We start from the raw sequence: 14,455 nt of genomic DNA, 5'->3' as shown, positions 1-14,455 counted from the left end.
CGAAGGACTTCAACAGCCCATGGCACTCATCAGCTCCGATCGGCTGCGTTTCCCCTGCGAGCCCTGGAAGCTTGTGGAAAACATCCACGTACCCGGTGACGAGGGAACGTTGGAAACGCTGTTCGCGCTCGGCAACGGCCACCTCGGCATCCGTGGATCCCATTCCACGGCGGGAGACAGCGAGCTTCCCGGCACGTTCATCAACGGTTTCCATGAGATCTGGGACATCAAGCATGCCGAAAACGCCTATGGATTCGCACGGACGGGCCAACGGATCGTGTACGTACCGGATGCCAACAACTTCACGGTGTCCATTGATGGCGAAGCCCTGAGCCTTGCCGAGTCCACGGTGTTGGACTATCACCGCAGTGTGGACTTCTCCACAGGCGTTTACGAGGAACGCATCGTGTGGTCCTGCCGGTCCGGCGCGACCGTCACCACAGTGGAGCGCCGCGCGGTCGGCTTCGATTCACGCGGATGCCTCGGCCTTGAACTGTCGTTGTCAGCGGACCGCGACGTGTCCGCGGACATCACCTCCGGCGTCGTGAACCGCCAGGACCAGCCTGTGGAGGACCACTCGGTCCATGACCCGCGGCGTTCGGGGCGGCACGCCGGGCGGGTACTGCTGCCACTTCACCTCCAAGGCGCCGATGGTTCGCTCCGCCTTGCCTGGGAAACGTCGGAGTCGCGCCAGCGCGTGGCGATGGCCGTCGACCACTGGATTTCGGCCGAAGGCCAGCCGTTCGAAACGCTGGTGGCGGAGGACGAGTCCTCCGTCCGTTACGTTCTGGCAATCCACGACGGCGACACTTTCCGTTTGGAGAAGACGGTCAGTTACGTCGTGGCAGGGTCAGCCGGGGATGCCGAGGACCGTGGCGAGAGCCTGGCCGCTGAGGCGGAGGCCAACCTGGTGCCGTTCTCCGAGATCCTGGCCCAGAGCAAAGCGCATTACGACGAGTACTGGACCACTGCTGATGTATCGATCGGCGGCCAGGCCGAGATGCAGCAGGCAGTGCGCTGGGGTCTGTTCCAACTCGCGCAAGCCACTGCCCGTGCCGGTGTGGCCGGCATTCCCGCGAAGGGGGTCAGCGGCTCCGGCTACGAGGGCCACTACTTCTGGGACCAGGAGATCTACCTCCTGCCTTACCTGACCTACACCAACCCCTGCGGCGCCAGGAAAGTGCTCGAATCACGCCACGCGATGCTGCCGGATGCGAGGGTACGGGCCAAGGAACTCAGCGTGGACGGTGCGTTGTTCCCGTGGCGCACCATCAACGGCCTGGAAGCGAGTGCCTACTATGCGGCGGGAACTGCCCAGTTCCACATCGCCGCCGCCATTGCGTTCGCTGCCAACCGCTACCAGTGGGCCAGCGGCGATGACACGTTCAGCGCAGAGCTGGGTGCCGACCTGCTGATCGAGACGGCCCGCATGTGGGCCTCGCTGGGGTTCTTCGGCAAGGACGGAATGTTCCACATCCACGGCGTCACCGGGCCGGACGAGTACACGGCTGTGGTGAACGACAACCTGTACACCAACGTCATGGCACGCTTTAACCTCCGGGCAGCGGCCGCGCTGGAACACGAGGGCATCGCCGAAACCGAGCGCATGGTGTGGAGGCAGGCCGCTGAACGGATGTCCCTCCCGTACGACCCCCACCTCCAGGTCTTCAGCCAGGACAACGACTTCATGACCCTGGAACCCTGGGACTGGAATACGCCCAAGTCCAAGTACCCGTTGCTGCTGAACTTCCACCCGCTGGTGATTTACCGCCACCAGGTCCTCAAGCAGGCTGACACGGTGCTGGCCATGTTCCTCCAGTGGCAGGACTTCACCGCTGAAGAGAAGCAGCGCGCTTTCGACTTCTACGATCCCATCACGACCGGCGACTCCACCCTGTCCGCGTGCGTGCAGGGCATCATGGCGGCCGAGGTCGGTTACGGGGACGTCGCGTTGCAGCACTTCACCGAGGCCTTGTTCATCGACCTCGACAACTCGCACGGCAACACCATTGACGGCGTCCACATTGCCTCCACCGGCGGCATCTGGAGCTCCTTGGTCTGTGGTTTCGCGGGAATGCGGGACCAGGGCGAGGTGCTGCGCTTCGATCCCCGGCTGCCTGTTGAATGGGACGGCTTGTCCTTCCGGCTCAAGGTGCAGGGCCGCCTGCTGGCCGTCGAGCTGGAACAAGGGTCCATTGCGTTGACCCTCGTGCCTGGACCCGACTACAGCGAGGAGCCGTTGCAGGTGAAAGTGCGGGACTACGACGTCACCGTTGGTACCGCCACCGTCCAGGTGCCGCTGGAGGACGTTCCCGTCCCGCCGCCGTCGATCTTCCCCAGCGTTTTCCCGACGGCGGGTCTTCCGATCATCCGGTAACCCGTTCAGGAAGCCCGCGACGTGTGGTCTTCAACCAGGCCACTCGCCGCGATTTCCCGCAGCGAATAAATGGCTTTGGCTGCCGTGGCCCTGTCCTGGAAACAGATGGAGATCGCGAGTTCAGTCCCGTCGGCATCGACGAGGCGGACCCGGCAATCACCGCCTGATTCGTCGAACAGTTCAAAGTGGCCGGCCATTTACGCCGCCCCCTTCCTGGTGGCGGGTGCCTCTGCTGCGGGCGCCTGCGGGCGGCCTTCCGCGGTTCGACGCCGGTCCAACTCGCTGTTGATCAGTTCCAACAGCGCTTGGGCCGGCTCGGACAGGTGGTGGGTGTCCGGGGAACCCAGCTGGTCGCAGTGAAGGAGGACGTGGCGGATCCTCTCCAGTTCGCGGGAGGGCACCAGCGGCCAGCGGTGAAAAAGCTGCCTTACGGCTATGGCACCCAGCAGGGCGTCGGGTTTGTTGGCTGCACCATGGCTTCCTTGGGTGACTGCTGCTCTTCGTCGAGCAACGGAGGCCGCGGAAGCTGCGACACCATGGGTGAGAAGAATGTTGGCTTTGAAGGAATTGGGGGCCATGAGGACCTCCCTGATGAGAGCGATGAAAGCCGACTGCGTGACTCTGAATCCAGCTTACAGAATGTGAGTTATGTCATGTCAATCGTTACGCGCGGTTGCCGGGACCTGCAATAGTGGCAGGATGACCGACCAGCAGGAGCTCTGGAACGAAGAAACCGCGCAGCAGTACGACACCCCCGGTGAAGGCATGTTCTCGCCCGACGTGCTGGGCCCCACCGTTCAGGTGTTGTCGGAACTCGCCGGTGACGGTGCCGCCGTCGAATTCGCGATCGGTACCGGCAGGGTGGCGGTGCCCCTCGTCGAAGCAGGCGTGCCCGTGAGTGGCATAGAACTTTCCCACGCGATGATCCGGCGGCTGCGGTCGAAGGCAGACGCGGCCACCATCCCGGTGGTTCAGGGCGACATGGCCGAAACGCAGGTGCAGGGCGAGTTCACGTTGGCGTACCTGGTGTTCAACACCATCGCCAACCTCCTGACCCAGGAGGAGCAGGTCCGCTGCTTCCAGAACGCGGCCAGGCATCTGGCGCCAGGCGGTCGTTTCGTCATTGAGCTGTGGGTGCCGCAGCTGCGCTCACTGCCGCCCGGACACGGTGGAACAGTTGAAGTGAGCCAGCCTGGTTACCTCTTGGTAGACAGCTATGACGTTCTTCGCCAGCATGTCATCTCCCACCACGTGCGCTTCGGCCCGGGCCTGTCCGACGGCAGGGATGCGCGCATCAGCCGGACGCCACACCGCTACATCTGGCCCAGCGAACTGGACCTCATGGCGCGGATAGCCGGGTTCCAGCTCGAATCCAGGTGGGCGGACTGGGACCGCAGCGACTTCACGGCCGAGTCCAGGAGCCACGTGTCGGTGTACCGGCTCGTGCACCGTTAGGGTCAACCTGTCTCTGACCAAGCCCATCACGGGTTGTCCGGGTGCGGGCCTGTCAAGCGGTCTGCAGTAAGGCTTCCGGGCCTTGCCATAGGCCCGGTGCCCTGTGCAGTCGCCACGGACCCGGGTATAGTCGGCCCATGCCTTCATTGCGTCGATTTACTTGCCCCCGACCGGTCTCCGGTCGCGAGGGCTGTTTGGCGCGCGCCTAGGTCCTGGCACGGAGAAGGTCGGGGGAGGAGACCTCCACCCACACCGAACCCAAGGACCAGCCATGCCTTCATATCTCAAACCCACAGAACTCCATGAAGCCCTGACCATCCGGGACCTCTCCAATCCGGACCAAGACCCGCACGCCATGCAGCAACTCCTCCACGACACCGTGCGCGGCCTGCGCGGGCAGTGGAACGTGTCGGAGCGGATCATCCGCCATAGTCCGTTGGTCAGCGTTTCCGACAATTACGATCGGCTCGGGTTCAGCGCCGCGGACGTCACGCGCGACCAGAAGTACTCCCGCTACATCAGCCCTACCGTCATGCTGCGCAGTCACACCTCCGCGTCCATCCCGTCGTTGCTGCGTTCGCTGGATCCGGATGGGTCCCTCGACGAGCTCTGGGCAATCCCCGGCGTGGTTTATCGTCGGGACGCCATTGACCGGACCCATGTAGGGACGCCGCACCAAGTGGATTTGTGGCGCGTCTCTTCCAAGGAGACGCTGACGGCCTCCCATCTAGGGGAAATGGTTGCCTCGCTGGTGAACGCTGTGCTGCCGGGCGCGGACTGGCGGACGGTTCCGGCAACCCATCCCTACACGCACAACGGCCTGCAGCTCGATGTGCGTATGGACGGTGAGTGGCTGGAGCTTGCGGAGTGCGGGCTGATGGCCCCACAGCTGTTCCTGGATGCCGGATTGAACCCCGGTCACTGGTCGGGACTGGCTCTCGGGATGGGCTTGGACCGGGCTCTGATGCTCCGCAAGGGCGTTCCCGACATCAGATTGCTCAGCTCGGACGATCCCCGGATTCAACAGCAGATGCTGGACCTCTCACCGTGGAGACCGGTGTCCCACATGCCGTCCATCAGCAGGGACATCTCAATCGTCGTTGCCGCGGATTTGGATGGCGAAGTGCTCGGAGACCGGGTGCGGACGGCTCTGGGTTACCGGGCGGAGGACCTGGAAAGCGTCGAACTGATGGCCTTGACTGCGTACCACGAGCTTCCTGCCAGAGCGCGGGACCGTTTGCAGATCCTCGCCGGGCAGGCCAACGCGCTGATCCGGCTCGTCTTGCGGCCTCTCGGCCGGACGTTGACGGATCCGGAAGCAAACCAAGTCCGGGACGATGTCTATCTGGCGTTGCACGAAGGCCCGGTGAAGGAGCTCATCGCAGGCTGAAGCAACCCGTGCCAAGGCCACCGGGCTATTGCAGCGGGGAGGAGGAACTCCGGGCACCTGCCCCGGCCAAGGCCACCCGGGTTCTTACCGCGATCGCAGCACCCAGGACCAGTGCAGCTGCGACGGCGGCCGCGACCGCCGTCGGGAATGACTCGGGTGCGTCCGAGCTGCGGCCAACCGTGATCCATACCAGGCCCCACGCGATGGCCGCAGCGAGGGCGAGACGGCCATGGCCTTTGAAGGCCAAGGCGACGCCAATGACCGCCACCACCACCAGCACGGCAACGGACCACACCTCGGGTTGCAGGCCGAATCCGGAGAATCCGGCAGCCTTCAAAGCGGCAGCGATATTGGCGCACACCGCCACGCTGGTCCACCCAAGATAGAGGCCCAAAGTTCCGTCCACCACAACGGCCTCCACCCATGAGGACGCGCGGGTCCGGCTGTAGCGGAGAAACGCCAGGACGAGGGTCGCAAGGAGTGCCAGGATCACCAGGACGCTGACAAAAAGCCATCCCGCCTGCACTGACAAGATCCATGCCGCATTCAGGATCATCGACGCGGCAACCACCCAGCCCAGCGCCCGCTGCCGGTTACTGGAACGCTGGGACGGCAACCACTGCCACACGGTGTAGGCAACCAGTCCGGTGTAAACCACGGACCAGATGGAGAACGCGGGCGTGGCCGGCGCCAGGAGGGTGGAATCAGCGGCCAGGGCACCGCCCGCGGCCTGGGCAATGGGCGTGCCGCCAAAGACTCCGACTCCGATCATCGAGCCAACAATGCAGACAACCAGACTCGCCGTTACAGCGATCTGTCGTGTGGGATCGGGGCTTCCGGTTGCCATATGCTGCGCCTCTTTCCTGATGGGATGTGCGGATTCATGCATTCGGGGTGTCCGTGACTTAGTATCAAATTGCTAGTGAAGCGAGCTTTATGCTTATCGAAGGAACATCGGATGGATTCGGAAGGCCACGCAAAGGGCTATTGGTACGGGAAAGACCCCGGGCAGAAGGCCATCGCCATCGATGTCCTGAACGCGCTGCGGGACTATCGAGCCTCCGAACAAGCGATGCGCCGCAGGACCCGCTCGTCCATGGGGATGGGCGAGAAAGACTTACTGGCCCTGCGGTACCTTTTTGAGGCGGAAGCCGACGGCAAAGTGATGAAGCCGAAGGACCTGGGCGACAAGCTGGGAATAACGTCGGCGTCCATGACCACCTTGATTGACCGTCTGGTGGAGTCCGGCCACATCCGCCGTGAACCCCATCCCACCGATCGTCGCGCGCTGATCCTGAAGGCCACCCCGGGATCGGACCAGGAAGTCCGGCACACCCTGGGCGGAATGCACCGCCGGATGTTGGACGCAGCGTCTGCGCTGAGCCCGGACGAGTCACGGGTCGTGGTGGATTTCCTGCAGCATATGCGGGAGGCGTTGGACACCATCGACGAAGAGCACGGAGAACCGTCCGGATCATGACGTCAGGCTCCACTGCAGGATGAAGATCAGGGTCACCAGGAATCCTGAACCGTAGTTGAGCCAGATAAACCGCCGCCATGCCACATTGGTGCGTGCCGCCGTCGTATCCGTGACGTTCCAGTACGGTGCGCAATTAACGATGTACGGGACGGCGATGATCGCCGCCAGCGGCCCGGGCCACGGCGTGGCCAGCATCGCGAGTCCCGCAACAAACCACAGGACGACGGCGAGCCGCACCGTCCGGCGGGCACCGATGACCGTTGCGATGGAGCCGATGCCGGCCTGCCGGTCGGGCTCGATGTCCTGTACGGCACCGAAGGCGTGGGCAGCCATGCCCCAGAGGAAGAACGCGGCCAGCAGAAGGAGGAGGCCGGGCGTCACATCGGCACCGGCGAGGGCCAAACCGACGACGGCGGGACTCACGAAGTGCGTACTCGACGTCAGCGAGTCCAGGACGGGGCGTTCCTTGAAGCGGAGTCCCGCCACGGAGTAGGCCACCACGGCGAAGGCACTCACGGCCAGGCTCAGCCACACTGCCGGTCCGCCGGCGAAGGCGAGGACCAGCAGGAACGGCACGTTGGTGATGGCGGCGAGCCACAGCATTGGCCGGTGCAGCTGCGGCCGGAGGAGCGCGCCTTCGATGCCGCCCTTGCGCGGATTCTTGAGGTCCGATTCGTAATCAAAGACGTCGTTGATGCCGTACATGGCCAGGTTGTAGGGGATCAGGAAGTAGAACGTGCCCACGATCAGGACCCAGTCGATTTCGCGGGTGGTCAGGAGCATGGCCGCGGCAAAGGGATACGCCGTGTTGATCCAACTGACCGGCCGGGACGCCAGTATTGCCTGCGGAACCAGGCCTGTGAGGTCGGATTTTGCTCCGGCACTCCGACGGCGGGTCAGCCACATCCACAGCCCGGGAAGCACCACGACGCCTGCCAGCGGATAGGCGAAATCCTCGATGGGTGCCAGCCCGGCCTTCAAGCCAAGAATGTGCGAGGCGTCGTAGTGGAAAAGCTCCATGCCGATCATCACGGAGTCGAACACCGCGGTCAGCACAGCCAGGGCGGCGAACGCCAGCCCCACGGCTTTCCAATGCCTGGAGGTCTCGCCCTGCCGGGTACCCCGGCGGGCGAAGATCACGCCGGCGACGGCTGCCGCGGCGATGAATGCAAGTGCGAGCCACAGGTACGTCATGCGTTCTCCCGCTCCCGCTCCGCTTGCCTCGCGGGAGACCGTTCCAGCAACCGCCGGGCGCCCGTGTACAGGACCATGGTGCACAGGGTCAGGAAGAGCAGGAACACGGGCTCCTCAATGGGCAGTTCGGGAGCGATCAACAGGCCCGTGGCTATGGTTCCTTCGCCGCGGAGGAAAATCCCCAGTCCGATTCCGGCCGCGTCCCAGCCGAGGAAGAACAAAACCCCGACGGCGGTCACGATCGCCGCTGCCTTCGCGTCATGCCAGAAAAACAGGCGGAATCTGTGATCCAGCAGCAGCATGCAGGTGATGCCGAGCAGCAACGAGGCCAAGTAGAGGACTCCCATCAGCCAATCCTGCTGGCTACGGGCCTCACGGTGACAGGGCCGGTGCTGTGATCGCCGCGGATCCTTTTCAGGACCAGCTCGGCGCTGATCAGGCACATGGGCACCCCCACGCCAGGGGCCGTTGTGGCGCCGGCGTAGTAGAGGCCCTGCACGCGCTTGGAGGCATTCTGGGGCCGGAACATGGCGCTTTGTCCCAGTGTGTGGGCCGGTCCCAACATGCCTCCGCGCCACGAGTTGTAGTCCCGGGCGAAGTCCGCTGGTCCTGTTGTCTGCCGGACCACGATCCTCTCGCGAAGGTCCGGGATGCCTGCCCATTGGGCGATCTGGTCGATCGCCGCGTCGGCGGTTCGTTCTATGAGCACATCTCCCGCCCCGTCCGGCCCGCCGGCTCCCAGTGCGGGATCGGCCGGGATGGGAACCAGGACGAAGAGGTTCTCGTGGTCTGTGGGCGCTACGGCGGGATCGGTTGCGCTGGGTTTGCAGACATAGATTGACGCCGGGTCCGGAATGGCCGGGTTTTCACCGAAGATGGAGGCGAAGTTTGCCTCCCAATCACGGGTGAAGAACAAAGAGTGGTGCGGCAATTCAGGGAGCTTGCCCTTGACTCCCAGCATCACCAGGACTGCTCCCGGACCGCTGGTACGCCGCTGCCACCAGGAACCGGGGTAGCTGCGGTCCCGCACGCCCAGCAGTTGGGTTTCGGTGTGGTGCAGATCGGCGCCGGAGACCACGAGGTCCGCCACGCTGTAGTGCTCGTTCCCGGAGGTGTCACGCCAGGTCACGCCGGTGACTTCACGGCTGTCCCTGCCGGTCAAGGCGGCCGGAAGCTTGACGCCGTCGAACCGTCCCACCTTCTTGGTCCTGCTGACGGCGCGGGTGGTGATCTTGAGGGCCTCGGCGCCGGTGTGGATCCGAACCCCTGCCTGGACTGCCAGATCCTCAAGCCGGCCCACGAGCTCCCAGAAGCCGCCCATTGGGTATTGCACCCCGTCACCGAGGTCCAGCGCACTCATCAAGTGGTACATGGCAGGAGCATCGGAAGGGCTGGTGCCCAGGAAGACGGCCGGATAACCCAGGACCTGCCGCAGCACAGGATGCTGGAAACGCCGGGCAACGTATTTGTCCAGGGGCGTCAGCAGAAGCTGCGCAAGCTTGGGCAGGCTGCGCAGCACCTCGGGTTGGAGCAGTCCTTGCAACCTGGTGAAGGGGTTGTAGAGGAAGAAGCGCTCCGCCATGTCGGTGGTGTGCCGCGCCGATGCCAGATAGGTGGCCAGCTTCCTGGCGCTGCCGGGTTCCACGTCCTCGAACGTTTCCAAAACCTGTTCGCTGCCCAAGGGAACGGTCAGCGTGTCCGGCCGGACGCCGTCGAGGTTTGGTTCGCTGAACACGCGGTACGCGGGACTGAGCGTGCGGAGATCCAACTGTTCCGCAGTGCTGGTGCCCAGAAGCTCGAAAAAATGGTCGAAGACGCCGGGCATCAGGTACCAGGAGGGGCCCGTATCAAAGCGGAAGCCGTCGCGCTCAAGGCTGCCGGCGCGCCCGCCAACGCGGTCACGCTGCTCAAGGAGTTGGACTTCGTGTCCTTCGTGGGCGAGGAGGGCGGCGGTGGCAAGCCCAGCGATGCCACCGCCGATCACTACTGTCCGGGTCATCGGTGCAGCTCCATCCAGGTAGAGGTGACTGCCCGCGCGGCAAGGCCGGCCTTCACGGCATCCGGAACGCGTACCCGTGAACGGTAGAGCTCGTCCACGGTGGTCTGCTCGATCCTGTCCGTCAGGGCTGTGAAGAGGGAAAGGGCGCTGCGGACAGCGGCCCGGGCATCGCGCGGCAGCAAGGGGATGACGGCGTCGGCGTCGGCCAACTGGGCGCGGATGGTGCGTACCCATTCCACGCGGTCGCGGTCCTCAAGGTGCTCGGAGGTGCCCAGGTAATTGCGTCCCAGACGGGTGGTGTCATCGGCCAGGTCGCGCAGGAAATTGATGTTCTGGAAAGCAGCCCCCAGCCGGCTGGCGCCATGCTGCAAAGCCGCGGCGTCGCCGTCGTCGATGTTTTCATCCCGCATGAAAACGCGCAGGCACATCAGCCCTACAACCTCGGCGGAGCCGTGGACGTAACCCTGGTGGGCGTCGGCGTCGAAACGCAGGGGGGTCTCCGGCGTCCCGGTGCGCTCGCCGAGGTCCGTGCGCATGGAGTCGAAGAACGGATCAATGAGCGACTCGTCAATCCGGGCCGCGCGGGCAGTCTGCGCGAAGGCATGGATGATGAGGTCGCTGCTGTAGCCCAGCTTGACGGCCCGGTGGGTCTCGTCGATGAAGTGGGCCAGGGCATCGCACTGTTCCTGGTAGCTGAGGCCGGCCTCCGCGGTGACACCATCCACGAGTTCGTCCGCGACGCGCACCAAGGCGTAGATGTTCCGGACATGTTGGCGGTGCCGCCGCCCGAGCAGCCTGCACGCCAGCCCGAACGAGGTGGAATATGCGGCGATCACCTGGTTGGCGGCCCGCTCGGCCGTCCGGGTGAAATGGGTGAATGAGGTGTCCGTGGCGAGGCTCATGACTGCCGTCCTTCCAATTGCCCGGCAAGGTCCAGCAACACATTGCACACGCCCTGCGGGATGGTGCTGGTCAGCAGCTCGTTGAAGGCCCGCATCTGCTCCTCGATGAGTCCGTTGACGAACGTTTCCGCCCCGCAATCGGCCAAGTGCCGGCGAACGTATTCGCATTCCGAGCCGTTCAGCTCCGGCCTGCCGAAGAAAGGCTCAATGTCCGGCCATGCCGCCGTGGTTCGTGCATGGGCGATGATGGCCGTTTCTTTTCCCTCCCGCAGATCCGAAAAGGGATCCTTGCCGTGCCGGCGGGGGTCCCCGAACGTTGACAGGAGGTCGTCCTGGAGTTGGAAGGCGAGGCCCAGATGGCGGCCGGCCGTGGCGAGCGCATTTTCGACGGCGAAGTCCGCGCCTGCCAGCGCGGCTGCGGCCCGCAGGGGAAGTTCGAAGGTGTAGGTGGCGGTTTTGTAGCCGCACATCACCAGGATGGTCTCGAGGTGGGGGTCGATGATGCCGTCCCCGAGGCCCACGTCCAGCTGCTCACCGGCCACTGTTTCATTGATGGTGTGTTCCAGGAGATCCAGGAGCCGCAGCCTCAGTGCATGCGGGAGGTCTGCCCTGGCGAAGGCCTGGTGGGTGGCGGCGAGGAGCATGTCCCCCATGAGGATGCCACCGGTTTGGGCCCAGTGGAGGTCGCTGCCTTCCCGGGCGCCTTCACCACTGTTGGTCCCGGGAAGTGACTGGGTTTCTGAAAGCGACTTTGCTTCTGCGAGGAGGGAGCCGATGAGGTTTGGGTGCCCGCGCCGGACCAGGTCTCCGTCGATCACGTCATCGTGGAGCAGGAAAGAGTAGTGGAGGAGTTCGATCGCGGCCGCAATGCTGATGGCCGTTTCGCGGTGGCCCGTGTCCGGTGGGCTGGCTTGGGGCTGGCTTGTCCCGTGCGGGGCTGTCCCGTCCGTGCCGCGCCCCCTGAGGGCATCGTAGGTCTCCATGAGCAGCAAGGGACGCACGAACTTTCCACCCAGGACGTTGTGGCCGGCCAGTTCCCAGAGTCTGGTGAAATGCCGCCCATACGTTGTTGCGGCGGCGGCCCGCTTGCCGATGAGCCCGCTGAGCTCGTTCTCAATCGCCGTGCAGAGGTCGGTGCGGCTGCGTAAAGCACCGGAGGTGACGGTCATGCTTTGGCTCCGGTCCCGAGGGGGAGTACCCGCGCTTCAAGCAGCTGGGGGAACTGGAGTCCCAACCACGGGCTGAAGGCGGATGGTGTGCGCTCCAGGGAGTTGGCCAGCACGGCCGGTGACATCCAGGCCCAGTCCGCTACCTCTGAAGGATTGGGGTTTAGATCGCCGGCGATCTTGGCGACGTAGACCGGGCAGATTTCGTTTTCCACAATCCCCGTGGGGTCCACGGCCCTGTACCGGAAGTGGGGGAGCGCCATTTCAACCTGGTTGGCATCCACCCCGAGTTCGAACTGCGCCCGGCGGGCTACTGCGTCCAAGGGGTCCTCGCCGGGTGCCGGGTGTCCGCAAAAGCTGTTGGTCCACACTCCGGGCCAGGTTTTCTTCTCCGGCGAGCGGCGGGTCAGGAGGACCTCGCCGTCATCGTTGAGGAGGTAGCAGGAGAATGCGAGGTGGAGGGGCGTTTCCTGTGTGTGGACCCCTGCTTTGGGGGCCTCGCCCATGGGTGTGCCGGCGTCGTCAAGGAGGACAACCATCTCTGTAGCGTTCATACTGCGCCTTCCTCCTGCAACCTGAGTCTTTACAGCAGCCCGAATATTGCTAGACAAGCTAGAAGAAAGCCTACCATGTAGGAAGTTAGGTGTAACATACTCAGCATGTCCAGTCTTGAAGAAATGCCTGAAGAAGCCGGGTTCCCGGTCTCATCCGGCCTCTATCATCTGGACGCCAACGATCCCCATCAACAGTTGATTGACCGCTCCCGGTTCTCCGAAGCCGACATTGAACAGATCAGCGAACTCATGGCAGCGCTCGGGAGGCTCCGCGACGCCGAACAGCGCTTGGCGGAGGCTTCACTCCGGTATATGAAACTGAACCAATCGGACATGCGGGCGCTGCATTACCTGATCGTCTGTGCCAACCATGGCGTCATAGCCACGCCCGGAGCCATAGCTTCCCGCCTGAACATCTCGACGGCGTCAACCACCAAATTGCTGGACCGGCTGGAACGCGCCGGCCACGTCACCCGGCAGGCGCACCCCTCCGACCGTCGGGCCCTCGCGATCGCCATTACCCCGGAAACGCACGAAGCCGCGATGCGTACTGTGGGCAAGCAACAGGCGAAGCGGTTCCTGGCGGCCGCACGCCTCACTCCCGACGAGCGCGTGGCCGTGATGCGGTTCCTCGATGACATGGCGCGGGAGATCGAAGTGGCGGACGAGCCGTGGGCTGCGGCTCCACGCTGAAAGCTTCCTGTGATTCGAGTGATAAGTGTGAGCCAAGTGACACTTTTCTCTGTAAGATTCGAGGCAAGGCCCTCATGCGGCGGGCCGGCAGTTGTCTGGCCTGGCCAGCGGGGGATACACAAAGGAATAATTGATGGCTCAAGAAGCGGGCTCTCTATCACCGGGTAACGACGCGGACAGCAGCAACCACGACGGCGCAGGGGACACGCCGTTCGCGGATGAAGTGACCATGCGGGCACAGGTCCTGGACATCATCGAGTCCATTCTTGAGGACGCTGAACCGCGCAGTGAGGGGGCCAGGAACAAGCTCCGTGAGCTTCTTGACGCGCGGCCGGACGACCCCGAGGGTGCATTGCTGAAGCACCTGCTCCTCACTCGGAAAACATCACAGCCGGCGTCCAACGTGCCTGTTCACTTGGAACACGCCAGCCTGCATCTGGAATCGTCCGACGCGTCACGAACCGTGCTGGTCCCTGTCAGCCACGACGTCCGCGCCGGCATCCAATCGATCCTGGCCGACAAGCTTCTCCTGACGGCGTTCCAGCCGATCCACTCCCTTCCCAAGGGCGACCCGATCGGCGTCGAGGCCCTGACAAGGTTCATCGGTGAGGACGGTGCGGGCGCCGACGTGTGGTTCAGTGAAGCTGCTGCTGCCGGTCTGGGAACTGAGCTGGAGATTGCAGCGCTGCATTGCGCCCTGATGGCTGCGCACGACGTCCCGGAAAACATGTTTGTCACTCTGAATCTCACCCCGGCCACCTCGCACGATCCCCGGGTGCGGAACCTTTTGGCCGCTGCCGCCTTGGCCCCCGAGAGGATCATCGTTGAGCTGACGGGCAGCCTGGAATCCATGGCGGCCCAGCCGGCCGGCGAAGGCCTCGAACAACTGCGGGCCTTGGGGTTGCGGGTGGCGATCAGCGCCTCGGGTGCCGCATTGGTCTCGCTGGACAGAATCGAGCAATTGCGCCCCGACATCATCAAATTGGACCGTCACCTGATTGAAGGAATCGCCGGAAACGACGGCCAGAAGCTCCGTGCCAAGGCCATCGTTGAGCTGGCCCGTGAGATCGGGGCAGATGTCCACGCGCAAGGCATCGAAACGGCCGAAGAACTGCAGGAAGTCACCGCCTTGAAGGTCACCGCTGCGCAGGGATACCTTTTGGGCCGCCCCTCGGTGCACCCGCTTGATTGGTCGGCCTGGAGCGTCCGGGCGCAAACGGAACCGCAGCCTGCCAGCTGACCGTC

General features: G+C 64.2%; 15 protein-coding genes. 6 read left to right on the top strand and 9 right to left on the bottom strand.

Annotated elements, in window-relative coordinates; genetic code table 11:
- Positions 1 to 19 precede the first annotated feature (19 nt).
- Positions 20 to 2,377: a glycoside hydrolase family 65 protein gene (locus AB4Y81_RS15185; RefSeq protein ID WP_018778921.1), complete on the top strand. Its 2,358-nt coding sequence runs from the start codon at positions 20 to 22 to the stop codon at positions 2,375 to 2,377.
- Positions 2,378 to 2,382: 5 nt separating this feature from the next.
- Here the strand turns inward: AB4Y81_RS15185 and AB4Y81_RS15180 are convergent, their stop codons facing one another.
- A complete protein-coding gene (locus AB4Y81_RS15180; protein ID WP_441996194.1) occupies positions 2,383 to 2,574 on the bottom strand; it encodes a YegP family protein in 192 nt (63 codons plus the stop codon).
- Positions 2,575 to 2,955 (bottom strand): hypothetical protein, encoded by a 381-nt coding sequence (locus AB4Y81_RS15175; RefSeq protein WP_018778919.1) that lies wholly within the window; start codon positions 2,953 to 2,955, stop codon positions 2,575 to 2,577.
- Between the two features lie 121 nt (positions 2,956 to 3,076).
- On the opposite strand from AB4Y81_RS15175, the gene AB4Y81_RS15170 reads away from it, so the two are divergent.
- Positions 3,077 to 3,832: a class I SAM-dependent methyltransferase gene (locus AB4Y81_RS15170; protein ID WP_441996193.1), complete on the top strand. Its 756-nt coding sequence runs from the start codon at positions 3,077 to 3,079 to the stop codon at positions 3,830 to 3,832.
- 271 nt (positions 3,833 to 4,103) lie between these two features.
- Positions 4,104 to 5,222, top strand: coding sequence for a PheS-related mystery ligase SrmL (gene srmL, locus AB4Y81_RS15165; RefSeq protein ID WP_441996192.1), 1,119 nt, complete (start codon positions 4,104 to 4,106; stop codon positions 5,220 to 5,222).
- Between the two features lie 25 nt (positions 5,223 to 5,247).
- On the opposite strand, the gene AB4Y81_RS15160 is transcribed toward srmL, so the two are convergent.
- On the bottom strand, positions 5,248 to 6,069 hold the full coding sequence (locus tag AB4Y81_RS15160; RefSeq protein ID WP_441996191.1) for a tryptophan-rich sensory protein: 822 nt from the start codon (positions 6,067 to 6,069) through the stop codon (positions 5,248 to 5,250).
- A 111-nt stretch (positions 6,070 to 6,180) separates the two neighbouring features.
- Here AB4Y81_RS15160 and AB4Y81_RS15155 point away from each other — a divergent pair, with 111 nt between their 5' ends.
- Positions 6,181 to 6,702 carry a MarR family transcriptional regulator gene (locus tag AB4Y81_RS15155; RefSeq protein WP_181423367.1) on the top strand — a complete coding sequence of 174 codons (522 nt, stop codon included), beginning with the start codon at positions 6,181 to 6,183 and terminating at the stop codon, positions 6,700 to 6,702.
- On the opposite strand, the gene AB4Y81_RS15150 is transcribed toward AB4Y81_RS15155, so the two are convergent.
- From AB4Y81_RS15150 to idi, 6 genes are read right to left on the bottom strand one after another with little or no spacing between them, the layout of a single operon-like run.
- Positions 6,697 to 7,896: a prenyltransferase gene (locus AB4Y81_RS15150; protein ID WP_441996190.1), complete on the bottom strand. Its 1,200-nt coding sequence runs from the start codon at positions 7,894 to 7,896 to the stop codon at positions 6,697 to 6,699. The genes AB4Y81_RS15155 and AB4Y81_RS15150 overlap by 6 nt on opposite strands.
- The gene (locus AB4Y81_RS15145) at positions 7,893 to 8,243 is read right to left on the bottom strand and encodes a lycopene cyclase domain-containing protein (protein ID WP_018778913.1); all 351 of its coding nucleotides are present in this window, start codon (positions 8,241 to 8,243) and stop codon (positions 7,893 to 7,895) included. Before AB4Y81_RS15145 ends, AB4Y81_RS15150 begins: the two co-directional genes overlap by 4 nt.
- Entirely contained in the window at positions 8,243 to 9,895 is a 1,653-nt protein-coding gene (gene crtI / locus AB4Y81_RS15140; protein WP_079582360.1) for a phytoene desaturase family protein, read from the bottom strand. The genes AB4Y81_RS15145 and crtI overlap by 1 nt, the downstream gene beginning before the upstream one ends.
- Positions 9,892 to 10,797 (bottom strand): phytoene/squalene synthase family protein, encoded by a 906-nt coding sequence (locus AB4Y81_RS15135; protein WP_018778911.1) that lies wholly within the window; start codon positions 10,795 to 10,797, stop codon positions 9,892 to 9,894. Before AB4Y81_RS15135 ends, crtI begins: the two co-directional genes overlap by 4 nt.
- Positions 10,794 to 11,966, bottom strand: a complete 1,173-nt coding sequence (locus AB4Y81_RS15130) for a polyprenyl synthetase family protein (RefSeq protein WP_441996189.1) — start codon at positions 11,964 to 11,966, stop codon at positions 10,794 to 10,796. The genes AB4Y81_RS15135 and AB4Y81_RS15130 overlap by 4 nt, the downstream gene beginning before the upstream one ends.
- On the bottom strand, positions 11,963 to 12,517 hold the full coding sequence (gene idi / locus AB4Y81_RS15125) for an isopentenyl-diphosphate Delta-isomerase (protein WP_441996188.1): 555 nt from the start codon (positions 12,515 to 12,517) through the stop codon (positions 11,963 to 11,965). The genes AB4Y81_RS15130 and idi overlap by 4 nt, the downstream gene beginning before the upstream one ends.
- 105 nt (positions 12,518 to 12,622) lie before the next feature.
- On the opposite strand from idi, the gene AB4Y81_RS15120 reads away from it, so the two are divergent.
- Together AB4Y81_RS15120 and AB4Y81_RS15115 are read left to right on the top strand one after the other, a co-directional pair.
- Positions 12,623 to 13,210, top strand: a complete 588-nt coding sequence (locus AB4Y81_RS15120; RefSeq protein WP_413305501.1) for a MarR family winged helix-turn-helix transcriptional regulator — start codon at positions 12,623 to 12,625, stop codon at positions 13,208 to 13,210.
- Positions 13,211 to 13,343: 133 nt separating this feature from the next.
- Positions 13,344 to 14,450 carry an EAL domain-containing protein gene (locus tag AB4Y81_RS15115; RefSeq protein ID WP_055977352.1) on the top strand — a complete coding sequence of 369 codons (1,107 nt, stop codon included), beginning with the start codon at positions 13,344 to 13,346 and terminating at the stop codon, positions 14,448 to 14,450.
- The last annotated feature ends 5 nt before the right edge of the window (positions 14,451 to 14,455 follow it).

Origin of the sequence: Paenarthrobacter sp. TAF1 (genome assembly GCF_052113825.1) — a bacterium.
GTDB classification, from domain to species: domain Bacteria; phylum Actinomycetota; class Actinomycetes; order Actinomycetales; family Micrococcaceae; genus Arthrobacter; species Arthrobacter nicotinovorans.
This window is presented reverse-complemented; position numbering and strand designations above follow the sequence as displayed.

Coding starts and splice junctions, on each gene's coding strand:
- idi (WP_441996188.1), bottom strand. CDS start 12,517: ATGAACGCTACAGAGATGGTTGTCCTCCTTGACGACGCCGGCACACCC.
- AB4Y81_RS15135 (WP_018778911.1), bottom strand. CDS start 10,797: ATGAGCCTCGCCACGGACACCTCATTCACCCATTTCACCCGGACGGCC.
- AB4Y81_RS15130 (WP_441996189.1), bottom strand. CDS start 11,966: ATGACCGTCACCTCCGGTGCTTTACGCAGCCGCACCGACCTCTGCACG.
- AB4Y81_RS15175 (WP_018778919.1), bottom strand. CDS start 2,955: ATGGCCCCCAATTCCTTCAAAGCCAACATTCTTCTCACCCATGGTGTC.
- AB4Y81_RS15155 (WP_181423367.1), top strand. CDS start 6,181: ATGGATTCGGAAGGCCACGCAAAGGGCTATTGGTACGGGAAAGACCCC.
- AB4Y81_RS15145 (WP_018778913.1), bottom strand. CDS start 8,243: ATGGGAGTCCTCTACTTGGCCTCGTTGCTGCTCGGCATCACCTGCATG.
- AB4Y81_RS15160 (WP_441996191.1), bottom strand. CDS start 6,069: ATGGCAACCGGAAGCCCCGATCCCACACGACAGATCGCTGTAACGGCG.
- AB4Y81_RS15170 (WP_441996193.1), top strand. CDS start 3,077: ATGACCGACCAGCAGGAGCTCTGGAACGAAGAAACCGCGCAGCAGTAC.
- srmL (WP_441996192.1), top strand. CDS start 4,104: ATGCCTTCATATCTCAAACCCACAGAACTCCATGAAGCCCTGACCATC.
- AB4Y81_RS15120 (WP_413305501.1), top strand. CDS start 12,623: ATGTCCAGTCTTGAAGAAATGCCTGAAGAAGCCGGGTTCCCGGTCTCA.
- AB4Y81_RS15150 (WP_441996190.1), bottom strand. CDS start 7,896: ATGACGTACCTGTGGCTCGCACTTGCATTCATCGCCGCGGCAGCCGTC.
- AB4Y81_RS15115 (WP_055977352.1), top strand. CDS start 13,344: ATGGCTCAAGAAGCGGGCTCTCTATCACCGGGTAACGACGCGGACAGC.
- AB4Y81_RS15185 (WP_018778921.1), top strand. CDS start 20: ATGGCACTCATCAGCTCCGATCGGCTGCGTTTCCCCTGCGAGCCCTGG.
- crtI (WP_079582360.1), bottom strand. CDS start 9,895: ATGACCCGGACAGTAGTGATCGGCGGTGGCATCGCTGGGCTTGCCACC.
- AB4Y81_RS15180 (WP_441996194.1), bottom strand. CDS start 2,574: ATGGCCGGCCACTTTGAACTGTTCGACGAATCAGGCGGTGATTGCCGG.